Origin of the sequence: Salimicrobium salexigens (assembly GCF_900156705.1) — a bacterium.
Classification (GTDB): Bacteria; Bacillota; Bacilli; order Bacillales; family Halobacillaceae; genus Salimicrobium; species Salimicrobium album.
On the sequence record NZ_FTOK01000003.1, the window covers coordinates 1 to 15,404 of the forward strand.

The 15,404-nt window shown below is 44.5% G+C and carries 17 protein-coding genes; 13 read left to right on the top strand and 4 right to left on the bottom strand.

Annotated elements, in window-relative coordinates; genetic code table 11:
• Positions 1-209: 209 nt before the first annotated feature.
• The 3 genes from BW931_RS04150 to BW931_RS04160 all read left to right on the top strand — a co-directional run bounded on the left by BW931_RS04150 (position 210) and on the right by BW931_RS04160 (position 1,656).
• The gene (locus BW931_RS04150; RefSeq protein WP_073991988.1) at positions 210-314 is read left to right on the top strand and encodes a GapA-binding peptide SR1P; all 105 of its coding nucleotides are present in this window, start codon (positions 210-212) and stop codon (positions 312-314) included.
• 109 nt (positions 315-423) lie between these two features.
• Positions 424-1,380, top strand: a complete 957-nt coding sequence (locus tag BW931_RS04155) for an NAD(P)H-dependent flavin oxidoreductase (RefSeq protein WP_076570230.1) — start codon at positions 424-426, stop codon at positions 1,378-1,380.
• Positions 1,381-1,386: 6 nt separating this feature from the next.
• Positions 1,387-1,656, top strand: a complete 270-nt coding sequence (locus BW931_RS04160) for a UPF0223 family protein (protein WP_076570233.1) — start codon at positions 1,387-1,389, stop codon at positions 1,654-1,656.
• 28 nt (positions 1,657-1,684) lie between these two features.
• Here the strand turns inward: BW931_RS04160 and BW931_RS04165 are convergent, their stop codons facing one another.
• Positions 1,685-2,308 (bottom strand): YktB family protein, encoded by a 624-nt coding sequence (locus BW931_RS04165; protein WP_076570236.1) that lies wholly within the window; start codon positions 2,306-2,308, stop codon positions 1,685-1,687.
• Positions 2,309-2,529: 221 nt separating this feature from the next.
• Here BW931_RS04165 and BW931_RS04170 point away from each other — a divergent pair, with 221 nt between their 5' ends.
• Positions 2,530-3,330, top strand: a complete 801-nt coding sequence (locus tag BW931_RS04170; protein WP_076570239.1) for an inositol monophosphatase family protein — start codon at positions 2,530-2,532, stop codon at positions 3,328-3,330.
• 131 nt (positions 3,331-3,461) lie between these two features.
• Here the strand turns inward: BW931_RS04170 and BW931_RS13475 are convergent, their stop codons facing one another.
• The gene (locus BW931_RS13475; RefSeq protein WP_156330869.1) at positions 3,462-3,605 is read right to left on the bottom strand and encodes a hypothetical protein; all 144 of its coding nucleotides are present in this window, start codon (positions 3,603-3,605) and stop codon (positions 3,462-3,464) included.
• A 130-nt stretch (positions 3,606-3,735) separates the two neighbouring features.
• On the opposite strand from BW931_RS13475, the gene BW931_RS04175 reads away from it, so the two are divergent.
• The gene (locus tag BW931_RS04175) at positions 3,736-4,104 is read left to right on the top strand and encodes a YlaH-like family protein (protein WP_076570242.1); all 369 of its coding nucleotides are present in this window, start codon (positions 3,736-3,738) and stop codon (positions 4,102-4,104) included.
• Between the two features lie 42 nt (positions 4,105-4,146).
• Here BW931_RS04175 and BW931_RS04180 read toward each other — a convergent pair whose 3' ends face one another.
• Positions 4,147-4,350 (bottom strand): YlaI family protein, encoded by a 204-nt coding sequence (locus BW931_RS04180; protein WP_076570244.1) that lies wholly within the window; start codon positions 4,348-4,350, stop codon positions 4,147-4,149.
• Between the two features lie 131 nt (positions 4,351-4,481).
• Between BW931_RS04180 and BW931_RS04185 the strand changes: the two genes are divergently transcribed.
• Entirely contained in the window at positions 4,482-4,772 is a 291-nt protein-coding gene (locus tag BW931_RS04185; RefSeq protein WP_076570247.1) for a hypothetical protein, read from the top strand.
• A gap of 83 nt (positions 4,773-4,855) precedes the next feature.
• Here the strand turns inward: BW931_RS04185 and BW931_RS04190 are convergent, their stop codons facing one another.
• Positions 4,856-5,350 carry a hypothetical protein gene (locus BW931_RS04190; RefSeq protein WP_076570249.1) on the bottom strand — a complete coding sequence of 165 codons (495 nt, stop codon included), beginning with the start codon at positions 5,348-5,350 and terminating at the stop codon, positions 4,856-4,858.
• Between the two features lie 199 nt (positions 5,351-5,549).
• On the opposite strand from BW931_RS04190, the gene BW931_RS04195 reads away from it, so the two are divergent.
• The 7 genes from BW931_RS04195 (at position 5,550) to BW931_RS04225 (ending at position 15,404) form a co-directional block, all read left to right on the top strand.
• A complete protein-coding gene (locus tag BW931_RS04195) occupies positions 5,550-5,831 on the top strand; it encodes an Fpa/YlaN family protein (RefSeq protein ID WP_008589694.1) in 282 nt (93 codons plus the stop codon).
• A gap of 97 nt (positions 5,832-5,928) precedes the next feature.
• Complete coding sequence (gene ftsW / locus BW931_RS04200; protein WP_076570251.1) at positions 5,929-7,119, top strand: putative lipid II flippase FtsW; 1,191 nt, start codon at positions 5,929-5,931, stop codon at positions 7,117-7,119.
• On the top strand, positions 7,107-10,550 hold the full coding sequence (gene pyc, locus BW931_RS04205; protein WP_076570254.1) for a pyruvate carboxylase: 3,444 nt from the start codon (positions 7,107-7,109) through the stop codon (positions 10,548-10,550). Before ftsW ends, pyc begins: the two co-directional genes overlap by 13 nt.
• A 271-nt stretch (positions 10,551-10,821) precedes the next feature.
• Entirely contained in the window at positions 10,822-11,763 is a 942-nt protein-coding gene (cyoE, locus tag BW931_RS04210; protein WP_076570637.1) for a heme o synthase, read from the top strand.
• 67 nt (positions 11,764-11,830) lie between these two features.
• Positions 11,831-12,898: a cytochrome c oxidase subunit II gene (gene coxB, locus BW931_RS04215; RefSeq protein ID WP_076570257.1), complete on the top strand. Its 1,068-nt coding sequence runs from the start codon at positions 11,831-11,833 to the stop codon at positions 12,896-12,898.
• A 62-nt stretch (positions 12,899-12,960) separates the two neighbouring features.
• Positions 12,961-14,784, top strand: a complete 1,824-nt coding sequence (gene ctaD / locus BW931_RS04220) for a cytochrome c oxidase subunit I (protein WP_143023809.1) — start codon at positions 12,961-12,963, stop codon at positions 14,782-14,784.
• A complete protein-coding gene (locus BW931_RS04225) occupies positions 14,781-15,404 on the top strand; it encodes a cytochrome (ubi)quinol oxidase subunit III (RefSeq protein ID WP_008589707.1) in 624 nt (207 codons plus the stop codon). Before ctaD ends, BW931_RS04225 begins: the two co-directional genes overlap by 4 nt.

Here is a 15,404-nt window from a genome sequence, read left to right on the forward strand (position 1 = left end):
GGAGGAACGCTTCCAGGAAGAAGTACAGAAACAAGCTTTATCATAATCTATGTGTACCCTAGGAAGTTTTGTTGCATTTACTATTGCAATTCAAGTTAGTATGACATTTTTATAAAAAAGATATACTATACTGTTGACGAAAACAGTATTAACCCATATAATAAAATTACATTGAAAGCGATACCAAAAATAGAAAGGATGGATGAGGAATGGGTACAATTGTTTGTCAGGATTGTCAGAGAGTCATCGAGCACTACGAGGACGAAAAGGTTTCGACTCTTTACGGTACTTGTCCTACTTGCAACTCGAAATAATCTATCTTCCAGAAACCGCCGGGCTGCCCGGCGGTTTTTAATTTGTGAGATTGCAGAGCGGTAATACCTGCGGTCAGTTTATGCTACACTTGAAGCAGGGAGGGATATTATGGATTGGAATACGAAAGTTACAGATTTATTGGGTATACGATATCCGATCATCCAGGGAGGACTTGCTTACCTGGCTTATTCGGAACTTGCTTCTGCCGTTTCCAGTGCCGGAGGTCTCGGACAGATCACCGCGATGAGTCTGGAATCTCCCGAAGAGCTGAGGAAAGAAATAGAAAAAACGAGAGAAAAAACCGATTTTCCATTCGGTGTAAATTTTGCCATCGGGAACCATGGCCGCCCGTACGAGGATATGGTGAAAGTGGCAGTGGAAGAAGAAGTACCTGTCGTTTCAGTAACAGGTGGTAATCCAAAAGGCGTTCTGGAATTGCTTAAAGGTACTGCGATCAAAAAAATAGTACTTGTAGCTGCAAAACGTCAGGCCGTAAAAGCCGAAGAACTAGGTGCCGACGCCGTTATGGTGGTGGGACAGGAAGGTGGAGGTCACATAGGGCGTTCAGATACAGGGACATTTGTATTGACCCCGGAAGTTGTGGATGCAGTCTCCATACCTGTAATTTCCTCCGGCGGCATTTCGGACGGTCGCGGGCTGATGGCAGCTCTGGCTCTTGGGGCAGAGGGTATCGAGATGGGTACAAGGTTTATTGCTACGGAAGAATGTGTGCACGCTCACGAGGCTTATAAGGACAAAATAGTGAGCGCAGGTACGGACGATACTGCAGTTATCAAAAGGTCTCTCGGCTCTCCGGCACGGGCGCTTGCAAATACATGGACCGAACGAATTCTTTCGCTGGAAGAAGAAGGAGCCGATTACGATAAAATGAAAGATTATATTTCAGGGGAAGCTAATAAGAAGTACATTTACGAAGGAATCGAGCAGGAAGGTTTCGGGTGGGCTGGCCAGGTTTCGGCAAGAATCAGTGAAGTGTTAAGTGTACGGAAATTATTCGATGAAATTATTTCAGAAGCGGAATACATAAGTGAAAAGTGGAGGTGAATTCTAATGGGCTATACTTACCCTATTGATGAGGAGTACTGGTCGAAGGAAGAAATTATAGACGTTGTGAATTTTTACAGCCTGGTTGAGAAAGCTTATGAAGAAGGTGTAAAGAAAGAAGATCTTAAGCTCGCTTATGCGCGTTTTAAACAGATAGTGCCTTCAAAAAGCGAAGAAAAAACTTTGTTCAGGCAATTTGAACAAGTTTCGGAATATTCTCCTTATCATGTAGTCAAAGAGTCCGGCCGGGACGGTGTCAATTATATTAAAATGTGAAGGGACCTTCTTTGGCCCTTCACATTTATTAGATGTTCATTGCCTTTTTGTACAGTGGCAGCAGAGTTTCAAACGTTTTTTGAGCCTCATTGATAAAAGCATTGCCGTCCTTTAATAAATCATCGTCTGAAGAAAAGCGGCGCCCTACGAGAAACTCCCCTTTTTTTACATCCCGGAAACGGTGAAGTGTTTCCGATAAGTTCTCTGCATTGTATGCGAAGGCCTCGTTTTTTGTGTGATCTTTGGATAGTACGTAATGATCAGGGATTTCGGACTTCAGGAAATCGGAATCTTCCAGAAAAGCTTCCGCTATTCTTTCTTTGTCGGGAAGCTCATAAATAAATGCCAGCCAAAGAAAAACGTTGTTTCCCCAGAGACCGATCTGGAAATGGGGAAGTTTCTTGTACCCGCGTTTATTATTTGCGATCGCCGCCCATGTGTCATTTGGAGGGTTTTTGCTTCTGCGGGCATGTTTCGCTACGTGGACGTACATCTCCTCTCCTGTTTCAGCAGAAATCGCCGGTTGAAGTTCATAGGCAATTTCTTCCAGTTTCGGAGAAAGCCGGAATCGGAGCGCTTCCATTCTGTTCTCCAAACCTTCAATAGAAAAAACGTCAAAATCTTTTTCGGAAAAACCGTTGAACCCGTTCATAGTATCACCTCATTTTATAGTAACAATCCAAAGTTTAACACAGATAATGGGAAAAATTTAATGGAGGGGAAGATTATTAGAAAGAATTCAGGGGTACTGTGTCTAAAGCCCACTTTCCGCTAAAGAAGGGGCCTCGCCACGATATGCAACTGAAATCCGTGTGAAGATCAGCGGCTTTTGGTAACATTGAAGATAACACAGGTGTAAAAGGAGCTCATTTAATGGACACTAAACAAATACTGCAGTACGCCAGATCCTGGGTTCTCGAAGCAGGAGAAGACATCAGAGCAAATATTAACGAACCTCTGCAAATAGATACGAAATCAACACCGGACGATCTTGTAACGCAGATGGATCAGCAGACTGAAAAGTTTTTTGCCGATAAAATCAGAAATCAATTTCCGGATCACAGAATATTCAGTGAAGAGGGGATGGGGGACGACATCTCCGACCTTGAAGGAGTCGTATGGATTGTAGACCCTATCGATGGAACTATGAATTTCGTCCATCAGCAGAGGAACTTTGCGATTTCGATAGGGGTGTATGAAGACGGCACGGGCAAAATCGGTTTGATTTATGATGTAATGAATGACGTGCTTTACAGTGCCGTAAAAGGAGAAGGGGCTTACAAAAACGGTAATCGTCTTCCTCAGCTTTCGACTACAGAACCTTTGAAGCGTTCTATATTTTCATTGAATACAACGTGGCTCCTGGAAGAGAACACGCTTGTGGAAGCATCGGGTATAAGGGAACTGGTGAAAAGTCTCAGAAGCACGAGATCCTACGGGTCGGCGGCTCTGGAATTTGCCTTTCTTGCTGAAGGGGTTCTTGACGGGTACGTGACTATGAGCCTTATGCCGTGGGATATAGCCGCAGGCAAAGTGCTCGTTGAAGAAGTAGGGGGAGTAGTTACAACAGGAGATAACAGTCCCCTGTCCATGATGGATCGTACGAGTGTTTGTGCTGCAAGAAGGAACATCCACGAGGAGACAGTGGAGAACTATATCAACCTTAAGAAATAATAAAAAACCTTCAACATATCAAGGGCGGCCATAACTTGGCCGGCCCTTTTATATTTGAAGAAACGGCAGTCCGGAAAGAGCGTTTTTGAGACATCGGCGCTTCCGGGGCCGGTCAACGCCAAGGATGAAGATTATGTATTCTCATTTTTGTTGATTTTAATTCCGTAACCCATAATTCCGCCTCCTGCAACGAAAAACAGAGCAGCCAGCCAGAAAAGTTCTATAGCTATCGAAAAGCCCGTAAATACGAAACACAGAATTACAGCAGTCGCCAATAAGATATTCCTCAATGTTCTCACCTCGATTCCAATATTAGTATAAAACAAATTAATCGTAACTTAAACAATTGGCACAGCTGCAAATATTTAGTATGATGAGTGAAGATAACTTTGAGGGGGAAGCAACATGCAGGCATCACCAACACTGACAGTTCCTGAAGATTTATGGCCGGTGGCCGATTTCTTTTTCAGAGGTCTCGGTCCTGAGATAAACCTTAACAATGCAGGCGAAGCTACATCTTTATTCCAAAGCTTCTTCTGGTTATACCTTACTACAGTCATATTGACTGTAATCACTTTCAAGCTCGGTTTCGCTAAGAAGCTGCCATTACTTAAAAACGTCGTGGTCTATACAGTTCTTGTTATCGGTACTTTTCTGTTGACGCTTATGCTCGGGTTAAACTTACCGCTGGCGGAAAGTCTAATTGTAACTGCAGTGGTTCTGGGTCTTTACAGATTGAGGCTCTCCAGAGAGAGAAACGGTAATCAGGCATAGAAAAAGCCTTCTCCAGGCGGGAGAGGGCTTTTTTTACGGGAATCAGGAGAGATAGTGTTCGTTTTTTATCTCGCGACGGAAAATGAAGTTACCTGAATTGACCCGTTTAGCAGTATTGTCGGCGATGCGGTCATGGCACGTCTGGCACATATATGTGGAATTCCTGCGATTGCGGAGTCTTTTAGCCTGAAGACTTTTACTGTCGATGGATTCTATATGGTCACATATAACACATTGTACTCTCATACTACTCACCTCTTCACTGATTGTATCACAGCAGTTGAATATTTTCTCCTCAAAAGAAGCTGTTTTTTAAAAGTTTGAATGGTGTATAATAGGGTAAGATTATATGTAGCACTAAAGGAAAGGGTGGTAAGATGAGAAAGCGATGGAAGCTGGCTTTGGCAGGAGCGATCACAGGTGGAGCTGCTGCATATCTCATGTATGATGAAGAGCGGAGAACTCAAATGACTTCTAAAGTGAGTCAGTTAAGCAAAAAATCAAACGATCTGAGTGATATGCCGATACAGGAAGCCGGCGAACCGGAAGCGGACAATCTCCAAAACTCGAAAATGGTATCGGAGGGGTCCCAGTTCGGAGTCCAGTATTACAATGAGCTGACCGAAAAAGAGAGAGAAATTCTTGAAAAAAGCCGAGACCAGGATTGATAGAAGAACCCCCGTTCCACAAAGGTGAACGGGGGTTCTTTCTGTTGTTTGCTATGTTTCAGTACAGTCGGTATAAACACTGACTATTCAAACCTGATTTTTTTAATTCCCTTAATAGGTTCGTCTTTGTTGGAACCATCCCCCATGTAGAGATGAATAGGGCCGTCATCCTTCAAAGGCTTTCCTTTTTCGGCAAACAGGGCATAAGCGTCACGAATTTCCTCTGCGGTGACTGATTTTTCCCCTTCTGAAGTTTCAAGAACTGCTGTTTTTGCCTCATCATGAATGTCACTTGTATGTAAAAAAGGTAACAGAGGCATTAAAAACGTTCCTTTTACAGCCCGCTCTTTCTCATAGCGGTTTACGCTTTTGTTGACGGGTGGAGTGACTTTCTGCTGATACATGGCTCTATTGAAGCGCTCCGCCTGTTCGCGCAGTTCATCAATCTCCCTTTCCTCCTCGGAAGTGATTCCGTCTTCAAAAACTTCGGAAAAAGTAAGTTTACGATCGTCAAAAATCCAAACGGTGGGGTCCAGGGTAATAGGGTAAGTAACCTTACCGGTAATTTGTACAATCATGGATGATAGCCGCCTTTCCTTAAACAATTTATTTCACATGATAGCAGAATTTCTCCGGCATTTCATTAAATCGGGTCCCACTGTCGCTGAATTTTTATTTTTTTGCTATAATAGGTAAGGATTCAGTGATCGTTATGTTGCATTTCACCTTGATAAACGATAATATTAAATGAAAGAATGCAGAAGAGGGGGGAGTTGAATGTTGTCTGATGTAGCAGTTGATCAGCGGGAGAAAGCATATGCCCTTCTTAAAGCGGACGCAGATAAAATTCTTCAATTAATTAAAGTACAAATAGATAATTTGACTATGCCTCAGTGCCCGTTATACGAAGAGGTACTGGATACCCAGATGTTCGGATTGTCGCGGGAAATCAATTTTGCGACAAGGTTGAATCTTATAACCGAAGAAGAGGGCAAAGAACTTCTCGACAACCTGGAAAAACAGCTGAATGTTTTACATGAAGCATCTCAACGGTCATAAGTAAAGGCTCAGATTGCGACCTTCAGTTGTAATTTGAGTTTTTTATTACATATACGTTTTCAGAATATTAAAAGGCTTTAGTTAAGGGATGAGATATATGAAAATATGGAAATCATTAGATTTCACTTTAATGTTCGCACCATTGGTACTTATAGGATTCGGCACAGTAATGATCTATAGTGCGAGTATGGTGGATGCACCTGTTAAATTCGAAGTGGAACCGAACCACTTTCTGCTTAAGCAGTTGCAGTGGGCAGTGATTGGACTGGCAGTCTTTCTCGTAGCGGCATTCATCCCTTACAGGCAGTATCGGAGATTCGTTAAACTTACCGTGCTTATTATGATACTGTCACTGGTGGGAGTTTTCATTTTCGGAGAGACGAGGAACAATGCGACGTCCTGGTATGTATTCGGGGGATTCAGTGTCCAGCCCGCCGAATTTGTGAAAGTCGGACTGGTACTTTATTTAGCGTCTGTATATGCAAAAAAGCAGCCCTACATAGATAATTTCACTCAAGGGGTTCTTCCTCCTTTGTATTTGACTTCGCTGCTGCTCGGCTTAATCATTATGCAGCCTGATATAGGTACAGCCGCCGTTATAGCAATGATAGCTGCAAGTGTTGTAATTTCTTCCGGGATCAGAATGAAGCACGTAATGATTCTAGTGAGCGGTATAGTGCTCGTCACGGTGCTTGCCAGTCAGCAGATGATAACGGATGAGCGGGCCTCCAGGTTTACGGGCGCCTACCAGCCGTTTGAGACTCCGGAAGCGGACGGTTATCATCTGATCCAGTCTTATATAGCTATTGGCAGTGGCGGTCTGACAGGAGAAGGACTGGGGCAGGGGGTCCAGAAGTTGGGTTACCTGCCTGAACCTCATACAGATTTCATTATGGCGGTCATTGCCGAGGAACTGGGATTCATTGGAGTGGTGATCACTCTTGGTCTTCTGGCTCTCTTCGTGTTACGGGGGCTCTATATAGCTAAGAAGTGCGAAGATCCTTTTGGTTCTTTACTGGCCATAGGGATATCTTCCATGGTCGCTATACAGGCGATAATTAATTTAGGGGCTATGAGCGGGTTGCTTCCTATAACAGGGGTCCCTCTTCCTTTTGTAAGTTATGGCGGGTCGGCTCTGCTGATATTCATGCTCGCAGCGGGGATGCTGAACAGCGTAGCCAGGGGGGTTCGCTTTAATGAAGAGAAAGAAGTGAAAGAAAAAGAACCCGGTCAGTTCAAGGAGAGGACCACCAATAAAAATCGAGGAGTGAAATCATGGCAGAATTAAGGAAAATCAAAAAAGTACTCGTCGCTAACCGCGGGGAAATTGCTATCCGGGTATTTCGTGCATGTACTGAGCTCGATATTAGAACAGTGGCGGTTTATTCTCAGGAAGACACAGGCTCTTATCACAGATATAAAGCGGATGAAGCTTATTTGATCGGGAAAGGAAAGAAACCGATCGACGCTTACCTCGATATCGAAAATATCATAGAAGTGGCCAAGGAAGTAGGGGTGGATGCCATTCACCCGGGCTATGGCTTTTTGTCTGAAAACATCCATTTCGCAACACGCTGTGAAGAGGAAGATATCAAATTCATAGGCCCCGGGAGCAGGCAGCTTGAAATGTTCGGTGACAAGGTGAAGGCGAGAGAGCAGGCGCAAAAAGCTGATATTCCGCTGATTCCGGGTACCGACAAACCCGTAGCCGGAGTGGAAGAAGTACAAAAATTCGGCGAAGAACACGGATATCCGATTATAATAAAAGCTTCTATGGGAGGCGGAGGCCGCGGCATGAGAATTGTCCGGACTCCCGGAGATCTTGAGGAAGCTTTCGAGAGAGCCAGAGGAGAAGCGAAAGCGGCATTTGGCAGTGAAGAAGTCTACGTCGAAAAACTAATTGAAAATCCTAAACATATCGAAGTCCAGATCATCGGTGATGAAGATGGAAATGTGGTACATCTTTATGAACGCGACTGTTCCGTGCAGCGACGGCATCAGAAAGTGGTTGAGATGGCGCCGAGTATGTCCTTGTCCGGCACACTGCGGGAGAATATTTGTGACGCAGCTGTCAAACTGATGCGGAATGTTGGATATGTGAATGCCGGAACTGTGGAATTTCTGGTTGCCGATGGAGAATTTTTCTTTATTGAAGTTAATCCGCGGGTACAGGTGGAACATACAATCACTGAAATGATAACAGGAATTGATATCGTTCAGACTCAAATCAAAGTGGCGGAAGGCCATCCATTGTTTGAAAGTTACATAGGGATACCATCCCAGGAAAACTTAGTTACGAGCGGCTACGCTATTCAATCAAGAGTTACGACGGAAGACCCGCTGAATAACTTCATGCCTGACACCGGAAAAATCATGGCCTACCGTACCGGAGGAGGGTTCGGAGTACGTCTGGATGCAGGTAACGGATTTCAGGGTGCGGTGATTTCCCCGTTCTACGATTCCTTACTTGTAAAAGTGTCTACCTGGGCCCTTACATTTGAACAGGCTGCACAAAAAATGGTCAGAAATTTAAAAGAGTTCCGAATTCGTGGTATCAAAACAAACATTCCTTTTCTGCAAAATGTTATTCAACATCCGCAGTTTATCAACGGCGAATACAGCACCACATTTATTGACAATTCTCCTGAACTATTCGTGTTTCCGAAAAGAAAAGACCGCGGCACCAAAATGCTGCAGCACATAGCTGATAAAACGGTGAACGGATATGATGGAGAAGGCGGCAGAAAGAAACCTGACTATCCAGATCCGCGGGTCCCGGAACTTCCGCGCACTGATGAATTTCCGAAAGGTACCAAACAGATTCTGGATGAAGAAGGGCCGGAAGCACTGATGAATTGGCTGAAAGAACGAAAAGAAGTACTTCTTACTGATACGACGTTCAGGGATGCTCATCAGTCGCTGCTTGCCACCAGGGTGAGAACAAAAGACCTCGAAACGATAGCAGAACCTACGGCACGTCTTCTGCCCGAACTTTTTTCCTTAGAAATGTGGGGAGGAGCTACGTTTGATGTGTCTTACCGCTTTTTGAACGAAGATCCGTGGTCCCGGCTGCTTAACTTACGGGAAAAAGCTCCGAATGTTCTTTTCCAGATGCTGCTCCGTGCTTCCAATGCGGTAGGGTATAAAAACTATCCGGATAACCTGATTGAAGAATTTGTAGAGAAAAGTGCCAATGCAGGAATAGACGTCTTTCGAATTTTCGACAGTCTTAACTGGGTGGAAGGTATGAAACCTGCCATCGAAGCCGTCAGAAAGACAGGTAAAATAGCGGAAGCCGCCATGTGTTATACCGGGGATATTCTGGATTCGGACCGCTCTAAATACGACCTGGATTATTATGTTGAACTGGCAGGCGAACTGGAAGAGGCGGGCGCTCATATCTTAGGGATAAAAGATATGGCAGGACTTCTTAAACCTGAAGCTGCATACCAGCTGATAAGTGCGTTGAAGAAGAAAGTCTCCATTCCTGTGCACCTCCACACCCACGACACAAGCGGGAATGGCATTTTCACGTATGCAAAAGCAGTTGAGGCCGGGGTTGACGTAGTGGATGTTGCTGCAGGTTCAATGGCAGGAATGACTTCCCAGCCGAGTGCTAACAGTTTGTACTATGCTCTCGAAGGCAGTGACAGAAGACCCGGGCTGGATATACAAGCTTATGAGAAACTCGGGCATTACTGGGAAGATATAAGAAATTATTATGAAGACTTTGAAAGCGGCCTGCGTGCCCCTCATACAGAAGTGTATGAACATGAAATGCCGGGCGGCCAGTATTCGAATCTTCAGCAGCAGGCCAAAGCCGTAAGTCTTGGAGACCGGTGGGATGAAGTTAAAAAGATGTACAGTCGGGTGAACAACATGTTCGGGGATATCGTCAAAGTAACTCCTTCCTCAAAGGTGGTGGGGGACATGGCTTTGTTCATGGTGCAAAACGATCTGAACGAAGATGACGTGTATAATAAAGGGGAAGCGATTGATTTCCCGGCCAGTGTCATCGAATTTTTCCAGGGGTATCTGGGCCAGCCCTACCAGGGATTCCCTACCGAACTTCAGCACCTCATTCTGAAAGGAAAAGCGCCTCTTCAAGATCGGCCGGGGAAATTTTTAGACCCTGTTAACTTCAAAGAATTGAAAGAGACGCTGTTCCATAAGCTGGACCGTCAAGTAACAAGCTTCGATATGATAAGCTATGCACTTTATCCTAAAGTTTACATGGATTATCAGAAATTCCTTGATCAGTACGGGGATATGTCGATGCTCGACACCCCCACTTTTTTCTACGGAATGAGACTGGGCGAAGAAATTGCAGTAGACATTGAAAAAGGGAAGACTTTGATAGTGAAACTGGTGTCCATAAGTGAAGCTCAGGAAGACGGAACCAGGACTGCATTTTTTGAGCTTAACGGACAACCGAGGGAAGTAGTTGTAAAAGACAATAGCATAACTGCCACTACAGCCGTGCGACCACAGGCGGACAAATCAGATGAAAAACATATCGGAGCCAGTATGCCCGGTACTGCTGTGAAAGTTATGGCTGCAGCAGGTGAAAAGGTTACTAAAGGGGACCATTTGATGGTGACAGAGGCTATGAAAATGGAAACGACTGTACAGGCTCCTTTTGACGGAACGATTAAAGCCGTTCACGTAACAGATGATTCAGCTATTCACGTGGGAGATCTTCTTATCGAATTTGAATAGAATACAGCCCGGCTTCAGGTGCCGGGCTGTATTTATGAAAAGTCTCCTTGCAAAAATAGTCGTGTAATGGTAAAAATGAATATGTCCTCACATTTACATAGGTTTTACACACTTTTTTCACAACTACGTCACATTTGTATAATTTTATAGCAATTGAATAGATAGAAATATGGTTCCGTGATACAATTAATTTGACGTTTTTTGTGACAATGGTTAATATTTCTGTAACTTTTGTGTACTGAGCAAAAGGCAGGAGGAGGAATATCAAGTGATGGACAATCCGAGGACAGTCGATTCTACGTCTGCTCACGTTATGGAAGAAGAAGCGAACCGGGAGACTTCCCTGGTAAAAGATATTAAAAGTTTAATAAAGGTTGGAATCATCAATTCTAACCTGATCACTACTTTTGCGGGTTTCTGGCTCGCTTTGTACTACACCGGGGCAAGTGTTGTGACAGAATGGGTCACGCTCCTGTGGACGCTCCTTGGTACTGCGCTTGTTATTGCAGGCGGCTGTATTCTGAACAACTGGTATGACAGGGACATCGATCCGATTATGGATCGTACGCAAAACAGACCTACTGTAACAGGGACGATGTCGTTACAGGCTGTTTTAATTGGAGGGCTGATCACTTCAGCAGCCGGTTTTCTCGTTTTGACACTCGCTTCCTGGCAGGCAGCACTTTGGGGAGTGTTCGGATGGATTGTTTACGTAATCCTTTATACGATGTGGTCCAAAAGAAGATATACTTTAAACACGGTTATAGGGAGTTTCTCCGGAGCCGTTCCCCCATTGATAGGCTGGGCTGCTATTGAGCCGGGCCTTCGTATGGAAGCGTGGATGCTGTTTCTTATCATGTTCTTATGGCAGACGCCCCATTTTCTGGCACTTGCTATGAAAAAGAAAGATGATTATGAGAGAGCAGGAGTTCCGATGCTTCCGGTAGTCAAAGGATTTGAGATGACCAAAAGACAGATAGTCGTATATGTCGCATGTCTTCTGCCTTTACCTTTATATCTTGCTTCTTTAGGCGGAGTCTTCCTGACGGTCGCTTATGTATTATCTGTAGGTTGGCTTGTATTGGCATTAGCCGGTTTTGTAATGAAAGATGATAAGAAATGGGCTACATGGATGTTTGTGTACTCCCTTAATTATCTTACAATTCTATTCCTTACAATGGTGCTGGTAACTATGCCATTTCCTTACGTTTGAAATTAGGTGAAAACCTAGTTCACATTAATATACTTTCAAATACAAAAAAGAAAGAGAGGTATTTCACATGAGAGGTTGGATGGGCAAGCTTCGTCCGGTATTCATTTTTAGTGTGCTGGTACTTTTCCTTGCCGGGTGCGGGGAAGAGAACCTGAGTGCACTCAAGCCCAAAGGGTACGGGGCAGATCTATTACTTGATCTTATGGTGATCAGTCTTGCGATTATGACTTTCGTATTCGTGGTCGTCATGGCTATTTATATTTTCGTTCTTATTCGTTACCGTCGTAAAAAGGGTGAGGAGAACTATATCCCTAAACAGACAGAGGGTAACAAATCGCTGGAGATTATCTGGACCGTTATACCGGTACTGCTTCTCCTTATTCTGGCAGTGCCGACTGTACAGGCGACTTTCGACCTTGCAGACGAAAAACCGCGTGAGGAAGACGGTTCGATTACTGTGGAAGTAACCGGTAACCAGTACTGGTGGCACTTTAACTATCCTGATCAGGAAATATCGACCAGTCAGGATCTGTATATTCCAACAGGAGAGCGCGTATACTTAGATATGAAATCAAGTGACGTTATCCACTCGTTCTGGGTACCTTCCATCGCGGGTAAAATGGACACAAACCCTGGTGATAACGAAAACACTATGTACTTAGAAGCTTATGAAGAAGGTGTATACTGGGGACACTGTGCCGAACTTTGTGGTCAGTCACACTCGTTAATGGACTTCAGAGTAGTCGCAGTAAGTTCCGAAGAGTATGATCAGTGGGTTTCCGATATGCAGAACATTGACCCGGAAGCGACACCTGAAACCGCTTCGGCTAAAGACGGACAAAAAGCTTTCGAAAACAGCTGTATGGGCTGTCACGCCATAGGGAACTCTCCAGCAGGTGTGGGGCCGAACCTCAGCAACTTCGGAAACCGTACGAAAATTGCCGGTATTCTCGATCACAACAAAGAAAACCTTGTAGACTGGATTATGGATCCGGATCAGTTCAAACCTGGCAACAAAATGGAAGGCTACAACGTATCTGAAAAAGAAGCACAACAAATAGCTGACTACTTAATGCAGTTAGACCATTCAGAAGTTACTCCTGATTCTGTGAATGGCTCTTCCGGCAAGAAGTAAATAATTAAAAAGGAGGTTATAGTGTGAGTAATGCGATTGTACAACAGCGCGGTATTGGTGCTATGATTTGGGACTATATTACAACGGTTGACCACAAAAAAATTGCGCACCTTTACCTGGTCGCCGGAGGTCTATTCTTCCTGATCGGCGGACTCGAAGCGCTGATAATACGTATCCAGCTGATGCAGCCGGACAGTAACTTTATTTCAGCAGGTCTTTACAACGAGATGATTACGATGCACGGTACTACGATGATATTCCTGGCTGCCATGCCACTTATATTTGCATTGATGAACGCCGTAGTACCATTGCAGATAGGAGCGAGGGACGTAGCATTTCCTTTCCTTAACTCCCTTGGTTTCTGGCTGTTTTTATTTGGAGGTCTATTACTGAACGTTTCCTGGTTTACGGGAGGAGCGCCGGATGCGGGCTGGACTAACTATGCACCGTTATCCTCGACATCTCCGGGACACGGAGTGGATTATTACGTAATGGGGCTTCAGATAGCGGGGGCAGGAACACTGATCGGTGGTATTAACTTCCTGGTAACGATCATTAACATGAGGGCACCTGGTATGACCTATATGCGCATGCCGCTATTTACCTGGACAACATTCATCACCAGCGTTCTGATTCTCTTCGCGTTCCCGGCTCTTACAGTAGGTCTATTCCTTATGATGTTCGATCGTATGTTTGGCTCTGCCTTCTTCGACGTAACTGCCGGAGGAAACGCGATCATTTGGGAACACTTATTCTGGATATTCGGGCACCCGGAAGTTTATATTCTGATTCTTCCTGTGTTCGGGGCATTCAGTGATATTTTCTCTACATTTTCTAAGAAGAGACTTTTCGGTTACTCGGCAATGGTATTTGCAACAGTGCTGATCGGTTTTCTAGGGTTCATGGTTTGGGCCCACCACATGTTTACAGTAGGACTCGGTCCGATTGCAAACTCTATTTTCGCAGTTTCCACTATGGCGATCGCCGTACCTACAGGAATCAAGATCTTTAACTGGCTGTTTACCATGTGGGGCGGAAGTATTAAACTAAGTGTCGCTATGCTCTGGGCACTCGGATTCATACCTACATTTACAATAGGAGGTATGACTGGGGTAATGCTCGGTTCAGCAGCAGCTGACTACCAGTATCACGATACATACTTCGTGGTTGCCCACTTCCACTACGTTATTGTCGGTGGTACAGTATTTGGTCTATTTGCGGCTATGCACTACTGGTGGCCGAAGATGTTCGGAAAAGTACTGAACGAGAAACTGGGTCACTTAGGTTTCTGGCCATTTTTCATCGGTTTCCATCTGACATTCTTTATCCAGCACTTCCTGGGACTGATGGGAATGCCTAGACGTTACTGGACATATTTCGAAGGTCAGGGTCTTGCAACCGGTAACCTGATCAGTACAATAGGTGCCTTCCTGATGGCTATAGGAACTCTGATATTCCTGTATAACGTAATTTATACAGCAATTAAGGAACCTAAAGCTTCTGCAGATCCTTGGGACGGTCGTACTCTCGAATGGTCCCTGCCGTCTGCACCTCCATTTTATAACTTTAAACAGACTCCACTCGTACGTGGACTGGATCCATTATGGATCGAGAAGATGGAAGGAAGAAAAGGTATTACTCCTGCGGAACCGCTTGGTGATATTCACATGCCTAATGGCTCTATACTTCCATTCCTGATGTCAATGGGTCTGTTTATTGCAGGCTTCGGATTTATTTATCAGGTAGACAACAAACTGTGGTTTATAGCAGTTGCTGTCGGCATGGGACTTTTCTTCGCTTCCATGTTCACCAGATCGTTCAAAGATGATCTCGGTTATCATATTCATAAAGAAGATCTTATTGAAAAGGGGGATGGCAAAGAATGAGTCATGACGACGTTTTAAATCCAAAACATATGCCCCATGATCCGGAAAAAGCCACCCTTGAAGGTAAAAATAAATTTGTCGGTTTCTGGATGTTCCTCGGAGGAGAGACGGTACTTTTCGCCTCTCTCTTCGGAACATATCTGGCTCTGTCCGGATCTACATCCGGCGACAACACTCCCGAAAACCTGTTTGGGTTAGAGCTTGTTTTCATAATGACTATGCTGCTGCTGACAAGTTCTTTGACCAGCGTGTATGCTATGTACCATATGAAGAACCACAATTTCAAAAAAATGCAGCTCTGGTTGGGAGTTACAGTACTTCTGGGACTTGGTTTTCTTGGATGCGAAATTTATGAATTTTACCACTATATCCACGAATACGGATTCACGTTCCGTTCTTCTGCCTTCGGATCCGGGTTTTATACATTGGTCGGTTTCCACGGAGGACACGTTCTATTTGGTCTTTTCTGGATAACTTCATTGATGATCCGGAACCAGAAACGCGGTTTGAATTTGTATAACGCACCTAAATTCTATATATCCAGTCTTTACTGGCACTTCATTGACGTAGTGTGGGTCTTCATTTTCACCGTAGTATACCTACTAGGAAAGGTGGGGTAA